The organism is Nesterenkonia haasae (genome assembly GCF_010119385.1).
Lineage (GTDB): Bacteria > Actinomycetota > Actinomycetes > Actinomycetales > Micrococcaceae > Nesterenkonia > Nesterenkonia haasae.
The window spans coordinates 159,426-174,135 of record NZ_VFIE01000018.1; the positions used below are offsets into that span (position 1 = coordinate 159,426).

General features: G+C 62.0%; 13 protein-coding genes, 1 tRNA gene and 1 pseudogene. 5 read left to right on the forward strand and 10 right to left on the reverse strand.

What is annotated here, in order from left to right; all coding sequences use genetic code 11:
* Positions 1-114: 114 nt before the first annotated feature.
* The 7 genes from FH975_RS04110 to FH975_RS04140 form a co-directional block, all read right to left on the reverse strand.
* The gene (locus tag FH975_RS04110) at positions 115-1,095 is read right to left on the reverse strand and encodes a ribose-phosphate diphosphokinase (RefSeq protein ID WP_162320197.1); all 981 of its coding nucleotides are present in this window, start codon (positions 1,093-1,095) and stop codon (positions 115-117) included.
* Between the two features lie 18 nt (positions 1,096-1,113).
* Entirely contained in the window at positions 1,114-2,610 is a 1,497-nt protein-coding gene (gene glmU, locus FH975_RS04115) for a bifunctional UDP-N-acetylglucosamine diphosphorylase/glucosamine-1-phosphate N-acetyltransferase GlmU (RefSeq protein ID WP_162320198.1), read from the reverse strand.
* 4 nt (positions 2,611-2,614) lie between these two features.
* A tRNA-Gln gene (locus FH975_RS04120) sits at positions 2,615-2,685 on the reverse strand.
* A gap of 48 nt (positions 2,686-2,733) precedes the next feature.
* Positions 2,734-3,264: a helix-turn-helix domain-containing protein gene (locus tag FH975_RS04125; RefSeq protein ID WP_162320199.1), complete on the reverse strand. Its 531-nt coding sequence runs from the start codon at positions 3,262-3,264 to the stop codon at positions 2,734-2,736.
* Positions 3,265-3,516: 252 nt separating this feature from the next.
* Positions 3,517-5,316: an ABC-F family ATP-binding cassette domain-containing protein gene (locus FH975_RS04130; protein ID WP_162320200.1), complete on the reverse strand. Its 1,800-nt coding sequence runs from the start codon at positions 5,314-5,316 to the stop codon at positions 3,517-3,519.
* Positions 5,317-5,360: 44 nt separating this feature from the next.
* The gene (locus FH975_RS04135; RefSeq protein WP_162320201.1) at positions 5,361-6,122 is read right to left on the reverse strand and encodes a TSUP family transporter; all 762 of its coding nucleotides are present in this window, start codon (positions 6,120-6,122) and stop codon (positions 5,361-5,363) included.
* 3 nt (positions 6,123-6,125) lie between these two features.
* Entirely contained in the window at positions 6,126-7,139 is a 1,014-nt protein-coding gene (locus FH975_RS04140; protein WP_162320202.1) for a 4-(cytidine 5'-diphospho)-2-C-methyl-D-erythritol kinase, read from the reverse strand.
* A 104-nt stretch (positions 7,140-7,243) separates the two neighbouring features.
* Between FH975_RS04140 and FH975_RS04145 the strand changes: the two genes are divergently transcribed.
* On the forward strand, positions 7,244-8,212 hold the full coding sequence (locus tag FH975_RS04145) for a TatD family hydrolase (RefSeq protein ID WP_328821770.1): 969 nt from the start codon (positions 7,244-7,246) through the stop codon (positions 8,210-8,212).
* Entirely contained in the window at positions 8,209-9,102 is an 894-nt protein-coding gene (gene rsmA, locus FH975_RS04150) for a 16S rRNA (adenine(1518)-N(6)/adenine(1519)-N(6))-dimethyltransferase RsmA (RefSeq protein ID WP_162320203.1), read from the forward strand. Before FH975_RS04145 ends, rsmA begins: the two co-directional genes overlap by 4 nt.
* A gap of 42 nt (positions 9,103-9,144) precedes the next feature.
* Here the strand turns inward: rsmA and FH975_RS04155 are convergent, their stop codons facing one another.
* Together FH975_RS04155 and rsmI are read right to left on the reverse strand one after the other, a co-directional pair.
* Complete coding sequence (locus tag FH975_RS04155) at positions 9,145-11,001, reverse strand: AMP-dependent synthetase/ligase (RefSeq protein WP_328821771.1); 1,857 nt, start codon at positions 10,999-11,001, stop codon at positions 9,145-9,147.
* A 75-nt stretch (positions 11,002-11,076) separates the two neighbouring features.
* Positions 11,077-11,982: a 16S rRNA (cytidine(1402)-2'-O)-methyltransferase gene (rsmI, locus tag FH975_RS04160; RefSeq protein ID WP_162320204.1), complete on the reverse strand. Its 906-nt coding sequence runs from the start codon at positions 11,980-11,982 to the stop codon at positions 11,077-11,079.
* Between the two features lie 51 nt (positions 11,983-12,033).
* Here rsmI and FH975_RS04165 point away from each other — a divergent pair, with 51 nt between their 5' ends.
* The 3 genes and pseudogenes from FH975_RS04165 to FH975_RS16870 form a co-directional block, all read left to right on the forward strand.
* Positions 12,034-13,683 (forward strand): dolichyl-phosphate-mannose--protein mannosyltransferase, encoded by a 1,650-nt coding sequence (locus tag FH975_RS04165; RefSeq protein ID WP_328821772.1) that lies wholly within the window; start codon positions 12,034-12,036, stop codon positions 13,681-13,683.
* Between the two features lies 1 nt (position 13,684).
* Complete coding sequence (locus FH975_RS04170) at positions 13,685-14,323, forward strand: 5-formyltetrahydrofolate cyclo-ligase (protein WP_162320206.1); 639 nt, start codon at positions 13,685-13,687, stop codon at positions 14,321-14,323.
* A gap of 54 nt (positions 14,324-14,377) precedes the next feature.
* Positions 14,378-14,470 (forward strand): annotated as a pseudogene (locus FH975_RS16870) (FmdB family zinc ribbon protein); the annotation flags it as partial.
* 62 nt (positions 14,471-14,532) lie between these two features.
* On the opposite strand, the gene FH975_RS16875 reads toward FH975_RS16870, so the two are convergent.
* On the reverse strand, positions 14,533-14,655 hold the full coding sequence (locus FH975_RS16875) for a hypothetical protein (protein ID WP_328821803.1): 123 nt from the start codon (positions 14,653-14,655) through the stop codon (positions 14,533-14,535).
* Positions 14,656-14,710 lie beyond the last annotated feature (55 nt).

Genomic DNA, 14,710 nt, shown 5'->3' on the forward strand with positions numbered 1-14,710 from the left:
GCGCGTCAAGCAACCGGCAGAAAGAACTCACCCCGTCGATCACGGGACTGGCATCATATTAGACGTCAGCCCCCTCGCCTGGGCACAGCGACTTAGTCTACACCCTGTGCGGGACTACGCCTCGCCGTCGAAAAGAGTGGTGACCGAGCCGTCGGTGAAGACTTCGTTGATCGCTCGGGCAAGAATCGGGGCGATAGACAGCACAGTCAGCTGCTCGAAACGCTTTTCTGCTGGTATGGGAAGCGTGTTGGTCACCACCACCTCACGTGCTCCGCAGTTAGAAAGCTTCTCCGTTGCCGGTGCAGTGAGGATCGCATGAGTCGCCGCGATGATGACGCTCTTTGCCCCAGCATCCTTGAGAATTGACACAGCCCCGGCGATAGTTCCCCCGGTGTCAATCATGTCGTCGATCAACACACAGGTGCGCCCTTCGATCTCCCCGACGACCTGCTTGGACTCGGCCCTATTTGGCTGAGTGAGATCACGCGTCTTATGCACGAAGGCCAACGGGACCCCACCCAGGCGGTCAGCCCACCGTTCAGCTACTCGGACTCGTCCGGTGTCCGGGGACACGACGGTGACGTCCTCGCCTGCCACCTGCTGACGAATGTGATCAGCAAGAAGCGGGATACCGAACAGGTGGTCCACCGGCCCGTCGAAGAATCCCTGGATCTGATCCGTGTGCAGATCTACGCTCATAATGCGATCGGCACCTGAGGCCTTGTAGAGGTCGGCAACCAGCCGGGCGGAGATGGGTTCACGGCCGCGGCCCTTCTTGTCTTGACGTGAGTAGGGGTAGAACGGGGAGACGACCGTGATCCGCTTGGCCGAGGCGCGCTTCATGGAATCGATCATGAGCAGCTGCTCCATAAGCCACTTGTTCAGCGGCGCCGGGTGAGACTGCAGCAGAAAGACGTCCTTCCCGCGGACTGAGTCAGAGGAGCGCACGTAGATCTCTCCGTTGGCGAAGTCGTAGGCGCTCATCGGAAGCAGTTGGGTGCCCAACTCTTCGACGATCTCCTGCGCCAGCTCCGGATGTGCCCTCCCCGAAGCAATGACCATCGTCTTCTCAGTGCTTTGCCTGATTTCGTCCATGCTCGGGTGTTCCTACTTTCAGTCCGTGGCGGTGGGGGCGTCGTCGTTCTTCTGTGCATCGTCTGCCGCCTGCGCTGCGGCTGAGCCGGGCCGTTTGGCCTGAACCCAACCCTCAGCGTTGCGCTGCGGGGCCACCGACAGGGCGAGCGCTCCCGGAGGCACGTTTTTGCGCACCACGGCACCTGCTCCGGTATAGGCGCCGTCGCCGATCTCGACCGGGGCCACAAACACCGTGTTGGAGCTGGTGCGGACATGCGATCCGATCACTGTGCGGTGCTTATGTTCCCCATCGTAGTTGGCTGTGATGTTGCCGCAGCCGATATTCGTGTAGTCACCGATAGTGGTATCCCCGGCGTAACCCAGATGGGAGAGCTTGGAGCCGCGGCCAACTGTGACGTTCTTCGTCTCGTAGAACGCGCCGATCTTGGCGTCCTCGCCGAGGACTGTGCCCGGGCGCAGATAGCTGAAAGGCCCGACGACGCCGCCTGGACCGATACGTGCGCCGGTCGCGTGGGTGCGTATCACCTGGGCGCCTTCTCCGACTGTCACATCGCGCAGGGTGGTATCCGGGCCCACCACGGCATCGCGGGAGACATGAGTCTTACCGTGCAGCTGAGTTCCAGGCAGCACGGTGGTGTCCTCATCGAGAGTGACAGTGGAGTCAATCCAGGTCGTGGCAGGGTCAATGATCGTCGTTCCTGCGCGCATGGCTGCGAAGATCGTCCGCCGGTTCAGCTCAGCGCCAAGCGCTTGGAGCTGAACCCGGTCGTTGGCGCCTTCGACTTGCCAGCGGTCTTCGGTCACCAAAGCCGAGACCCGACGGCCGGACGCCCTTGCCAGGGAGAGCACATCCGTGAGGTACTTTTCGCCCTGAGCATTCTCCGTGGAGACCTGAGCTAGGGCCTCGGTGAGGGCTCCTGCGTCGAATGCGTAAATCCCCGAATTTATCTCTTTGACCTGGCGCTGAGTTTCATCGGCGTCCTTCTGCTCAACAATTCCCACCACCTGATCGCCAGACCGCAGCACGCGGCCATATCCGCTGGGGTCTTCCAATGTGGTGGTGAGGACTGTCGCAGCGTTGCCGGCAGCCTGGTGTTCCGAGACCAGCTCGCCCAACAGCTCCGGGGTGAGCAGCGGGACATCTCCGTAGGAGACCACCACTGTTCCGGTGTCGGTGGAAATGCCGCGTGCAGCGAGCGCCTCGAGCCCGCATTCGACGGCCCGTCCTGTGCCGGGAACTTCGTCCTGGTCGGCGAGGAGGACTTCCGGATCATGAGCGGTGATGTGCTCGGCAACCTTCTCACGCTGGTGCCGCACGACCGCCACGAGGTGGTGTGGGTTCAGGGCACGCGCGGCAGCCAGCGCATGACCGATCATGGAGAGCCCACCGAGCGGGTGGAGAATTTTCGGAGTTCGTGACTTCATACGCGTCCCGGCCCCGGCCGCTAGCACAATGACTGCTACGGGGCGGACATCGGTGTCTGACACGCGGGCACTCCTGCTCTCAGTTGTCATCAAGCTCCGCCACTAGGACTCGAACCTAGACTACCGGTACCAAAAACCGATGTGCTGCCTTTACACCATGGCGGACTGTGCGCTCTAAGCGCGCAATACATGGTACCGGTCTCGGAGCAGATCTCAGAACAGGTCTTTGAGTTCATCAAAGTGTTCAACTGCCGAATGGACCGGTCCAGTGCCATAGACGCGCAGAACCTCAGCCAACTTCGGGTGGGAAGCTTCCAGCAGATCGGCCGCTTCTCGGAGCTCAGCAGCCGAAGCGACGGCACTCAGAAGACTGCGCATTCCTGCCACGACTGCCGCATCGGAGGCCTGATCCGTCATCGGCTGGGTGGTCCACCCCATCGAACCCTGGGAACTTTTGATGTGCTCCAGCTGGGCGGGGATATCGTGGCTCTGGACGTGTCCGGCGTTGAGCTGCTCGACCAGCTCAATGAGTTGATGGACACGAGAGAGCACCGCGGGATTGCCAATTTTTACCCGCTGGGCACTGTTCAGCTGCGAGAGCATGGGCGCGGACAACCCGATGATGTCTGCCAGGCTAGCTTGGTTGAGTCCGAGGGCCTGCCTGATTCGATCGAACGTCTCATTCAACGGCTCGCCATAGGCGGCACGCTGGGCCTCCCGGTTAGTGTGGGTCGTATCACTCAAGGCTCACACTCCTGTGCAGTCAGTTTGCTCCCGTAAACTCTACGACACTGTCGGCGGCTGAGACCTCACACCGCGACCGGGTGACGTCTGGGCGCGGTGGGCATTGGGCCCCTACATGAAGCTCGAGAAGGCTCCGGCACCGATGCTGAGGATCAGTAGGGCCACGAGAAGCAGAGCCACAAACCGGGTGGCAGGTGTGACCTTCATCGACTTTGTCTCCTCTTGCGTTGGGGATCTCCAGCGTGCACGATATCAGTCGGTCAATTCGGAGAGCTCCAGCCAACGTTCCTCAAGCTCGTCCACTTCCGCCGCGACGTGCTGCCGCTCTGCCGTGATCTGCCCCAGGGCTTCGAAGTCGCTCTGGTCATGTGCGGCCAGTTGCGTGTCGAGGTCCCGGACCTTCTCCGTAAGTTTCTGCAGCTTCCGCTCAATGGAGGAGGCTTCCTTCTGTGCGGCGCGGCGTTCAGGACCGGAGATGCTGTGGGCTGCCTCCTTCTGCTCTGCTGAGCCCGTGGGGTTCGGCTGCTTGGGGTTGGAGATTGTGGTGTTCTGCTGCTCTCTGAGCTTCAGGTACTCGTCCACCCCACCGGGGACGTGGCGGAACGTGCCATTGAGGATGGCGTACTGCTGGTCGGTGACGCGTTCGAGAAGGTAGCGGTCGTGAGAGACCACCAGAAGCGTGGCGGGCCAGGAGTCCAGCAGGTCCTCAATCGCGGCGAGCATGTCCAGGTCCACGTCGTTCGACGGCTCGTCGAGAATCATCACGTTCGGTTCGCTGAGCAGCACCAGCAGCAGCTGCAGACGACGGCGCTGGCCGCCTGAGAGGTCCCCCACCCGCGAGGACAGATGCGCGCGGGAGAAGCCTAGGCGTTCCAACAACTGAGACGGGGTGAGCTCTTTGCCCTCGACCATGACTTCGGTCTTTTCCCGGGCGAGCACGTCTCGGACCCGATCACCTTCGATCTCTGCCAGCTGCGAAAACTGCTGGTCCAAGATGCCGACCTCAACGGTCTTGCCGCGCTTTACACGCCCGGAGCTGGGCTCCACTGTGCCGGCGACCAATCCCAGCAGTGTAGATTTTCCGGCGCCGTTTGGACCCAAAATTCCTGTGCGCTCACCCGGTGCGATTCGCCACGTAACATCCTGCAAGACAGATTTCTCTCCGTAGGAGACGGAGACATCCAACAGGTCGACGACGTCTTTGCCCAACCGTGCCGTCACCATCTTCTTCAGCTCGATGCTGTCCCGCGGCGGAGGAACATCACTGATGAGTTGATTAGCGGCATCGATCCGAAATTTTGGCTTCGAGGTGCGCGCGGGGGCGCCGCGGCGTAGCCAGGCGAGTTCCTTGCGCATGAGGTTCTGCCGCTTGGCCTCTACTGCGGCCTGCTGGCGGTCCCGTTCAACGCGCTGGAGCACGTAGGCGGCATAGCCGCCGTCGAAGGGTTCCACCGTACCGTCATGAACCTCCCAGGTGGTCGTGCACACCTCGTCGAGGAACCATCGGTCGTGAGTGATGATCAGTAACCCACCGGAGTTTTTGGCCCAGCGGCGCTTCAAATGGTCCGCCAACCATGCGATACCTTCCAGATCCAAGTGGTTCGTCGGCTCATCGAGGGCCATCAGATCCCACTCCCCCACGAGCAGCTTCGCCAGAGCGACGCGCCTGCGCTGGCCCCCGCTGAGCGAGTCAATGGTGGCTTCCCATGGAAGGTCGGTGACCAGCCCGGAGATGACCTCACGGATCTTTGCATCCGAGGCCCACTCATGATCGGCCTGATCGCCGACGATCGAGAAACCCACTGACTCGGTAGGTCGCAGATCATCAGACTGGTCCAGCACTCCGAAGCGGACTCCATTGCGGCGAGTCACTCGTCCGGAGTCTGGCTCTACGCTTCCGGAGAGCATCCCGAGCAGCGTCGATTTGCCGCCCCCGTTATGACCGACAATGCCGATCCGGTCACCTTCGTTCACGCCCAGGGTGATGGATTCGAAGACAGTATGCGTCGGATACTCAATGTGCAGAGCCTCAGCGCCAAGTAGATGTGCCACTTGTCTAGGGTAGTGACACTCTGGGCCTGGACAAATCGAAGCGTCTAAGCCCCGATGGTCTCGCGGATCCCGGTCATCAGGGACAGCAGCGCCCCCACGAATGCCAGGAAGATCACCAGCCTTCGCACGGCAGCATCACGAACCCAGCTGCGCATCAAGGTGCCGATGCCCAGTCCGGCCACGATGACGACCAGGCTTCCGATCCAAAACCACCAGGGGAAAACGGGAATTTCGTCGCCGCTAAAGGTGACTTTGGTCAGAAATCCGGCAACCGAGAGAAGGATCCACAGGGGCTGCAAAGTGGCCGCGAAAGATCTGACATTCCACCGTGAGACCACCGCATACACGGTCATGGCGGGTCCTCCCACTCCGGCCAAGACGACGCCGCCGCCAGCCCCGATCCCGGTGAGGACTCGAGTCAGGGGACCGTCCGCCCGGGCGTGGATGCGGCTGACGATCAGTGACAGGGACAACCCGATCAGCACCAACGATGCCACCACGATGTAAAGCGGTCCGGGTGCCGAAACGGCTGCAATCCAGCCGAACAGTGGCATGACCAGGAGCGCCACTGGAGCGATAATCAGCAGACGCCGCCATTCGATCTCTCGCCAGACGAGGGCAAGCATGAGCAGTGGGGCCACGAAAGCCAACATGTTCGTCAGCATCACTCCGGTGTGTGGACCCAGGATGACCACCAGGAAGGGGGCGAGCATCATGGCAAATCCCAGGCCGGTGATCCGTTGCAGGACCGCCGCCACCAAGATGAGGCCGAAAACTACAGCGAGGAGCACGCCTTCTTCGCCCATGATCTACAGCAGCCGTGCCCCGGGCGCTGGACCCGAGACTGGAATGGCCCAGACATCGAGCCGCTCCTGCAATCCGGTGGCCAACCGGCTGGCCGCCGACGCATCCCGTGCTAGGAACATCACCGTGGGACCAGAACCGGAAACCATACCCTGCATCGCACCTTCTGCCATGCCGGCGTCCATCATGTCGTCGAGGGCTGGCAGCATCGAGACTGCCGGAGCCTGCAGGTCATTGGTCATCAGAGTGGTGATCATCTCCGCGTCCGCAGCACAGGCAGCCCGGACTAGGTCGTCGTCGAGTTCGGGCTGATCAGCCGTCAGCTCAACGGCGTCGCGCATAGCATCGAGCTTTCTGTACACCTCCGGTGTGGAGAGGCCCGTGCTGGCCGGGACAATAACCAGGTGGAGCTCTCCGCGGGTCAGCAGAGGCGAGAGGTTATCCCCCACGCCTTGCCCAACGGCCGCGCCGCCGAAGATCGCGAACGGCACATCAGCGCCTAGGCGTGCGCCCAGCTCCGCCAGCTGCTCTTTGGTGAGTCCCGCCTCCCAGAGCGCCGAGCAGGCGACCAGCGTGGCCGCGGCGTCGGCTGAGCCTCCCCCCATACCACCGGCAATAGGCACATTCTTGGTAATGGTGAGGTCCACGCCGTAGCTGGGACGCTCTGTGCCGGGGAAACTCAAGGTCGCAGCCTCGCGCGCTTGGAGAGCCTCACGCAGCAGGGCCGCCGCCTGATAGGCGAGGTTATTCTCATCCAGAGGGATCTGCGCCGGAACTGTCCCGCCAGTCATTTGGTCTTGATGCTCTACGCCTGTGAAAGCTGAGCGCTCCGACAGGGAGACGGTGATCGCGCCGTCCTGCCGGGGACTGGCGAGGACCTCCTCATAGAGGGAGACGGCATAGTACAAGGTGGCCACCTCGTGGTAGCCGTCGGCACGCAGCGGCCCGACCCGCAGGCTCAGGTTCACTTTACCCGGGGCCAAGGCCGTGACATGGCCGAAGAACTCGCTGTCTCTCATTCCCTCAACCTTAGCCCTGACCACCCATTTCTCCGGCCTCCGTTTTCTGCACAGCACATCGTCCCGCTCTGCTGCCCTGCTGGCTGTGGATACACTGGGTTGCTGTGAGTGAGGCTATTGCGAATTCCGGTGAGACACCATCCGCCTACCGGCCGGAGATCAGCCCCACCACGGGTGAGGTTGACGGGCCGGTGCGCAGCCAGAGTGACGAAAAGTCCAAGAAGAAACGCCGACTGGATTATCCGCCGGCCCCGGAGCCGCTGCCGGTACCGGTAATCGACAATCACGCGCATCTGGACTTCAGGGACGGCCTGGTGGAGGTCAGCGTCGCCCAGCATCTCGATACTGCTCAGAGCGTGGGAGTCGCCGGTGCGATCCTGGTCGGCTACGACGCCGCCAGCAGCGAGTTTGCAGTTCGCGCGGCCCTAGGAGATCACCGTGCCAAGGCAGCTGTGGCCCTGCACCCCAATGACGCTCCGCACCTGGCGGAAACGGGCGGCTACGACGCCGCCTTCGATCGCATAGCCGAACTCGCCACCCGGCCCGAGGTCGTCGCCGTGGGAGAGACCGGTCTGGACTACTTCCGGACCGCCGAGTGGGGTCGAGACGCTCAGCGCAAGAGCTTCTTTGATCACATCCAGCTGGCGTCAGAGCGCGGGCTTGCCATGCAGATTCATAACCGCGATGCGCATAGCGATGTGGTGGCAGCCCTCCACGATGCCCCGTCACTTCCCTCCTCGGTGGTTTTCCACTGCTTCTCCGGCGACGCTGAGCTGGCGCGGATATGCAACCGCAATGGTTGGTACATGAGCTTTTCCGGGAGCGTGACGTTCAAGAATTCGCATGATCTGCGGGAGGCGTTGAGAATCGCAGATCCACACCTGATTCTGGTCGAGACTGATTCCCCTTTCCTGACACCGCATCCCTTCCGGGGTCAGCCGAACGCACCGTATATGGTGCCGCAGACGATGCGCCTCATGGCCGAGGTGCGGGGAGCTGAGCTCAGTCAGCTGTGCCAGCAGGTCATGTTCAATACCCACCAGGCCTACGGGCAGTGGACTGCAGCGCGATGACCGGCACCACCTCACCTCCCGCTGACGGGGCCTTGCCAGGTCTGCTCTCTGCAGCGCATATCCGCCGGTTGGCTCAGGAACTGGACATATGGCCGACCAAGCGGTGGGGGCAGAACTTCGTCATCGACCCAAACACCATCCGCAGGATAGTGGATTTGGCCGACTTGGCCGGTGATGAGCATGTGTTGGAAGTGGGGCCCGGACTGGGATCGCTGACCCTGGGCCTGTTGGACAAGGCCGAACATGTCACGGCCGTGGAGATAGACCCGAAGTTGGCGGCGCAGCTGCCTGAGACCGTGCAGCGTATGCGTCCCGAGAAGTCCGCGAACCTCACTGTGGTCCGCGAGGATGCCTTGCGGCTCCAACCCGGGTCGCTGGGGGAACCCACTGTCCTGGTCGCCAACCTTCCGTACAACGTGGCGGTGCCGGTGGTCCTTCACCTGTTGGAGGTCCTCCCCAGTCTGAGGAAGGGCCTAGTGATGGTTCAGGATGAAGTCGCTGACCGGCTGGCGGCTGCACCCGGGTCCAAGATCTATGGTGTCCCCAGCGCCAAAATCGCCTGGGATACTGAGGCACGGAAAGTTGGGGTCGTGGGTAAGCGAGTCTTTTGGCCCGAGCCTCGCATATCGTCTGGACTGGTGCGATTCGACCGAGGCGAGCCTGCCTCGGAGGAGCTGACCCGGCAGGAAGTCTTCTCCGTGATAGACGCCGCATTCGCCCAGCGGCGTAAGACGCTGCGCGCAGCCCTGAGCGGGTTCGTAGGCACTGGAGCACTGGCCGAGCAGGCTCTGCGTGCGGCTGAGGTGGACCCGCAAGCCCGTGGTGAGACGCTGAACATCCACGATTTCACGCGCATCGCCGCCGCGTTGCGCGCAGCCGACCGGCCCTGAACGCCCGCTGTCCCCACTCATGCATGGAAGACAGGACGGGAACTAGGCCGTATACACGTCCTCGACAACATCGGCGAAATCCTCAAGCACCTTGGCGCGGATGAGCTTCATCGACGGTGTCAGGTGCCCGGAGTCTTCACTGAGCTCCGCATCGACGATCCTGAACGACCGGATCGATTCCGCCCGAGACACATGCGCATTGGCCTGATCCACCGCCTGCTGGATCTCCGCGTGGAGCGCCTCAGACACCACACCGTCAGCGAGCGCTTCCCGAAGGGTGAGTTCACCGTATCCGTGGTGTTCCGCCCATGCGTGCACTGCTTCCGGATCGGGGAATACCAAAGCGCCGACGAACGGCCGGCCCTCACCCACGATAACCGTCTGGGCTACCAAGCGGTCACTGCGCACGGCCTCTTCTAACGGCGTCGGATAGATGTTCTTACCACCGGCGGTGACGATGAGGTCTTTTTTCCGGCCGGTCACAGAAAGGAATCCGTCGGCGTCCAAGGAACCGAGGTCCCCGGTGTAGAAGAATCCTTCGTCGTCGAAGGCCTCCGCCGTCTCCCCCGGCTGCTTGTAGTATCCGCGAAAAATCACTGGCCCCTTGAGCAGGATCTCCCCATCCTCGGCGATTTTCACAGTATTGCCAGGCACAGGAAGGCCAACTGTGCCGACGCGGGTAGCTCCCGGGATGTTCAGTGTGATGGGAGCGGTTGACTCAGTGAGCCCGTACCCTTCCTGCACTGGCAGGCCAATCCCTGCGAAGAAATGGGCGATCTCTGAGTTGAGGGGCGAAGCACCTGACACCACGTGGGTGACTTCTCCTCCGAGTTTCGCGCGCAGTTTGGAGTAGACCAACGGGGAAAACAGCGCGTGTTTGGCGCGCAGACCCAGGGACGGGCCGGAAGCTGTACCGTCAGCACCAGACTGCAGGGCCTGCGAATAGGCAACAGCCGTTTTGCGGGCCTCCTCAAAGATGGCACCTTTTCCATCCTCTGCGGCCTTAGCTGCTGCCGAATGGTAGACCTTCTCCAACACCCGCGGCACCACGAGCAGCCAGGTGGGCCTAAAGGTGCCCAGATCATCCAGCAACGTCGAAGTATCAGCAGTGTGCGCGACCTGGATGCCGCGGTGCAGACAGATGAGCTGGACCGCACGGGCCAGCACGTGGGCGAGGGGGAGAAAAAGCAGTGTCCGCGATTCCCCTTCGCCCAAAATGTCGGAGGCGAAAGGCACGATGTTGGCCGCTCCCTCGACGAGATTGCGGTGGGTGATCTCTACGCCCTTGGCCTTTCCGGTGGTTCCTGAGGTGTAGACCAATGTGGCGACGTCATCAGCGCGAGCGGTCGTCCTGGCCGTCTCCAGCTGGCTATTGGTGACGTTGGTTGAATTCGCAGCAATTTCATCCAGGTCGGCGGTTGACGCTATGGAGTAGATCTCTAGGCCAGATTTTTTGCCACCGGCCATATTGGCTCCGCCTTGGACTGTGCTCCGAAGACCCTCGTCGCCGATGAGGACGAGCTGGGCATCGGAGTTGGCCAGCAGGTGGGCGACTTGGTGGGTTGAACTGGTTTCATAGATCGGTACTGATATTCCCCCGGCGAACCAGATGGCCTGATCCACCACTGCCCAGGAATAGCTGGTCGCTGACATCACGGCCACTTTGTCTCCGGGTTTCACACCCAGGCCTATGAGCCCCTTGGCAACTTTCCTGACCTGCTCGAGGAAACTGCTGATGGTGATGTCGAGCCATCCCCCGGCCCCGTTGCTGACGGCATAGACGGGGTGCCCAGGCTCCGCCTCGCCCAACGCCACGACACCGTGGGTGACGTTGATGTGGTCCCCAATTCGGGTGATCGGCTCGGTAGTCGTTTCATGAATAGGCTGAGCAGTAGTCACCGCGCCAGTCTAACCACCAGTCCCTGGGCATACCCGATGATGAACCAGCGCCAAGCTGGACGGGCAACGGCAGTGTCAGCCGTCAGAGCCTCTGAGTTGGTTCGCCGCGTCATACAACTCGCTTGCATTCATCCCGTGCTCCTGAGCGACTCGTTTCGCTGCGACCTTGAGCCGTTCGCCCGCGGCAGCGCTCTGGAGAACGATCCCGGCGGCGTCCTGCACTGACAGAGGCTCTACTTCACCACCATCGCTGAGTGCTGCTCTGTCCAAGATCAGGACGATCTCGCCCTTGATTCCTGCGTCGCGCTCACGCTGTGCGAGCGCCTCTGCCAGCTCGCTGAGCTCTCCGCGCAGAACTTCCTCGTATTTTTTTGTGAGTTCTCTGGCGACAGCCGCACGGCGCCGTCCGCCGAGCACCTCGGCGAATTCGGTGATGGTGGCAACGATCCGATGTGGGGATTCGAACAGGACTGTCGTCCAGTGCTCATGCTGCAGCCGGTCGAGCAGCCTGCGGCGATCTGCTTGTTTGCGGGGGACGAATCCGCCGAAGGTGAACCGCTCAGTGGGGAGGCCAGAAAGTGCGAGCGCTGTGGGGACGGCGGAGGCGCCCGGGGCTGCGGTGACGGCAACTTCAGCTTCGATCGCAGCCGCCACGAGGCGGCGCCCGGGGTCCGAGACTGCCGGCATGCCCGCATCAGAGACCACAAGGATTCGGGTCCCGGCGCGGGCCAGCTCAACGAGCTCAACCGAACGGCTGGCTTCATTGTGTTCGTGCAGGCTCACCAACCGGGCCTCTGTGCGCTCACCTAGGGCTTGGAGCAGGTGGCGTGTGCTGCGGGTGTCCTCGCAGGCGATCACCTCGGCGCTGCGAATCAACATCCGTAACCGCTCGGTGGTGTCGGCCAGGTTCCCGATGGGAGTGGCGGCAAGGACGACTGGGGCATCCCAAAGCCAATCCTCGGACGGGTCTAGCACCTGCATGTTCTCCTTCGTTCCACTGAAATGTCTCTGCTGGCAAGTAGCATATCCAGGGTGAACCGCGCCGAGACCCTGACTGAGCGCCGCTCCCCCACCGGATCGCGAGGGACCCGGCTGTTCTTCGAGGCCAAGCTCGGCGCTGAGCATTTCGCGCCTGGCCTCATGGGGTGGGTCGTTCCGCTGGCGATCTTCGCTTGCGCGCTGGGGCTGCGGCTCTACGGCCTCAACAATCCTCACGCACTGATCTTCGACGAGACCTACTACGCAAAAGACGCTTACGCGCTGCTGCAGGCTGGTTATGAACTGAGTTGGCCGGATAGCGCCGATGATGACTGGCTGGCCGGCGATCCACAGCCTACCAACGAAGGCTCCTATGTGGTGCACCCCCCGCTGGGTAAGTGGCTGATTGCTCTGGGGATCCTGCCTTTCGGGGTGGAGGATCCCTTCGGATGGCGGTTCTCATCAGCCGTCGCCGGTGCCCTGGGTGCACTGCTGATCTCATTGGTCGCACAACGCATGTTCCGTTCGGTGTTTCTCGGTGGTGTCGCTGGGGTTCTCACCGCCGTGGAAGGCCACCACCTTGTGATGTCACGGGTCGCCCTGCTGGACATCTTTCTGATGCTATTCGTTCTTGCAGCCTTCGGGGCTCTTCTGGCCGACAGATACAGCGGTCGACGCCGTCTGGCCGCCTGGGCTGCCGCGACCCCGGGCAAGTCTCCACAATGGGCGAGAGGCCCTATGCTGCTGTGGCGTCCTTGGCGACTCATTGCTGGGGTGTTGCTGGGCTGTGCGGTGGCGGTGAAACTCTCAGCTCTGTCTTTTGTTCTGGTCTTCGGCATTATGGTCGTGCTCTGGGATGTCCAAGCCCGCCGCATCGTCGGGATCCGCAACTGGCTTCGAGCCGGGCTGCTGTTCGACGCTCTTCCAGCAATAGTGACGGTTCTTCCGGTGGCTGCTGGAACGTACCTGGCCTCCTGGACCGGCTGGTTGGTCAGTGACACCGGTTGGGGACGCCAAGCCTATGACACTGAGCCCAGCGGTCTGGTGGCGCTGGTACCCAACGCTATTCGCGCCCTGTGGAACTACCACGGATCTGCCGCGGAGTTCCACACTGGTCTGGAATCAGAACATGAGTACGCCTCACATCCTTTGACGTGGCCGTTCGTGGGCCGTCCCGTGTCAATGCATTATCAAAGTCGGAGTCAGGGCGAAGAGTATGAACACACAGCGGAAATATGCCAGGCAGAGTCCTGCTCCTCAGCGATCGTAGACCTGGCGAATCCGCTCATTTGGTGGGCCGGAGGTCTGGGCCTGCTGGTAGTCCTGGTCTTGTGGCTGGGGCGCCGGGACTGGAGACACGGGGCAATACTCTCCGGTTTCATCGCCGGGGGCGCTGTGTGGCTGATGTTCCCCGACCGAACCATGTTTTTCTTCTACACCATCAGCTACCACCCCTTCGTCATCCTCACCGTGGTGGTACTGGCGTCCCTGCTTCTGCGAGTAGGCACTGGGACCGTCCTCCGGAGCGGACAGGTTCGGTCGGCGGCCGAGATCGCGTCTGCCCGGCAACGCAATACCGTGATGGTGCTCTGCTTCGTTCTGCTCTCAGTGGCTGTATCGGTGTTCTTTTGGCCCGTGTGGACCGCAGAGTTCATTCCCTACGACCAGTGGCGGCTGCGCATGTGGGTGCAATCGTGGATTTGATATGAGTGAGGTCACCAAAGCCGAGATCCGGCGGAAGGTGAGGGCTGGCAGGGCCCAGCTCTCCGTTGCGGAGCTTGTACGCCGAGGCGAGGCGATCGCTGCCTCGCTGGAACGCCATGTCCACCCCAGGGCTGTGGTTGCTGGGTACGTGCCACTTCCCGGAGAGCCGAATGTATTGCGGTTCTTGGAGCGGCACGTTGCCCGCGCAGGAAGCGTGTACCTGCCGGTGGTGCCGCCCAAAGGGCGGATTCTCAGGTGGGCACCTTGGACCCCACAGACGCAGCTGCGCCAGCATTCGAAGCTGCCGATCAGCGAACCATCAACGAGCTCCACCCATGACGTCGAAGCGCTGGTCGTGCAAGCGGCTGCGGCCCGTGGGAAGTGCCCCAGCCCACTTGTGGTGCTCGTTCCCACATTGGCGCTGGACTCTGGAGGCGCTCGCCTGGGGCAAGGTGGTGGGTATTACGACACGACGACCGAACGGTTGACGTCCGTGCTGCAGAATCACCCGGGCCTGAGCTGCGAGTTGATCGCTGTGGTGCATTCTGAGGAAGTGATGCCGCCTGGGTCCTTTCCTGTCGAACGCCACGACCTGCGAGTTTCCCGGGCAGTGACTGAATACCGCGTATTTGGCGTCTAGACCCTATAATTGGCACTCGAAGTTCTAGAGTGCCAATCGTGAAGGACCGCTGTCATGCCCACCTATGCCTATGCTTGCAAGGATTGCGATCACGCGTTCGACGTCGTGCAGTCCTTCTCCGATAATTCGCTGACGGAATGTCCGCAATGTCACGGTCGGCTGCGCAAGAAGTTCGGGAATATAGGTGTGACGTTCAAGGGGTCGGGTTTTTACCGGACTGATTCACGCGGGGCGTCCTCCAGCAGTGACTCTTCAGGGGAGAGCACAGCTGCCGCTGGAAGCAGTGAAGGTTCTGCCTCGGAAAAGCCAGCCTCCACCAGTGGTGCCTCCACGGACTCAGGAAGTTCCGCGGCTAAGACCCCAGCAGCCTCCTCACACTAGAGACGG

Excerpts from the sequence above, each read along its gene's own strand:
- FH975_RS04110 (WP_162320197.1), bottom strand. The coding sequence starts at position 1,095 with ATGGACGAAATCAGGCAAAGCACTGAGAAGACGATGGTCATTGCTTCG.
- glmU (WP_162320198.1), bottom strand. The coding sequence starts at position 2,610 with ATGACAACTGAGAGCAGGAGTGCCCGCGTGTCAGACACCGATGTCCGC.
- FH975_RS04135 (WP_162320201.1), bottom strand. The coding sequence starts at position 6,122 with ATGGGCGAAGAAGGCGTGCTCCTCGCTGTAGTTTTCGGCCTCATCTTG.
- FH975_RS04140 (WP_162320202.1), bottom strand. The coding sequence starts at position 7,139 with ATGAGAGACAGCGAGTTCTTCGGCCATGTCACGGCCTTGGCCCCGGGT.
- rsmA (WP_162320203.1), top strand. The coding sequence starts at position 8,209 with ATGACCGGCACCACCTCACCTCCCGCTGACGGGGCCTTGCCAGGTCTG.
- rsmI (WP_162320204.1), bottom strand. The coding sequence starts at position 11,982 with ATGCAGGTGCTAGACCCGTCCGAGGATTGGCTTTGGGATGCCCCAGTC.
- FH975_RS04170 (WP_162320206.1), top strand. The coding sequence starts at position 13,685 with ATGAGTGAGGTCACCAAAGCCGAGATCCGGCGGAAGGTGAGGGCTGGC.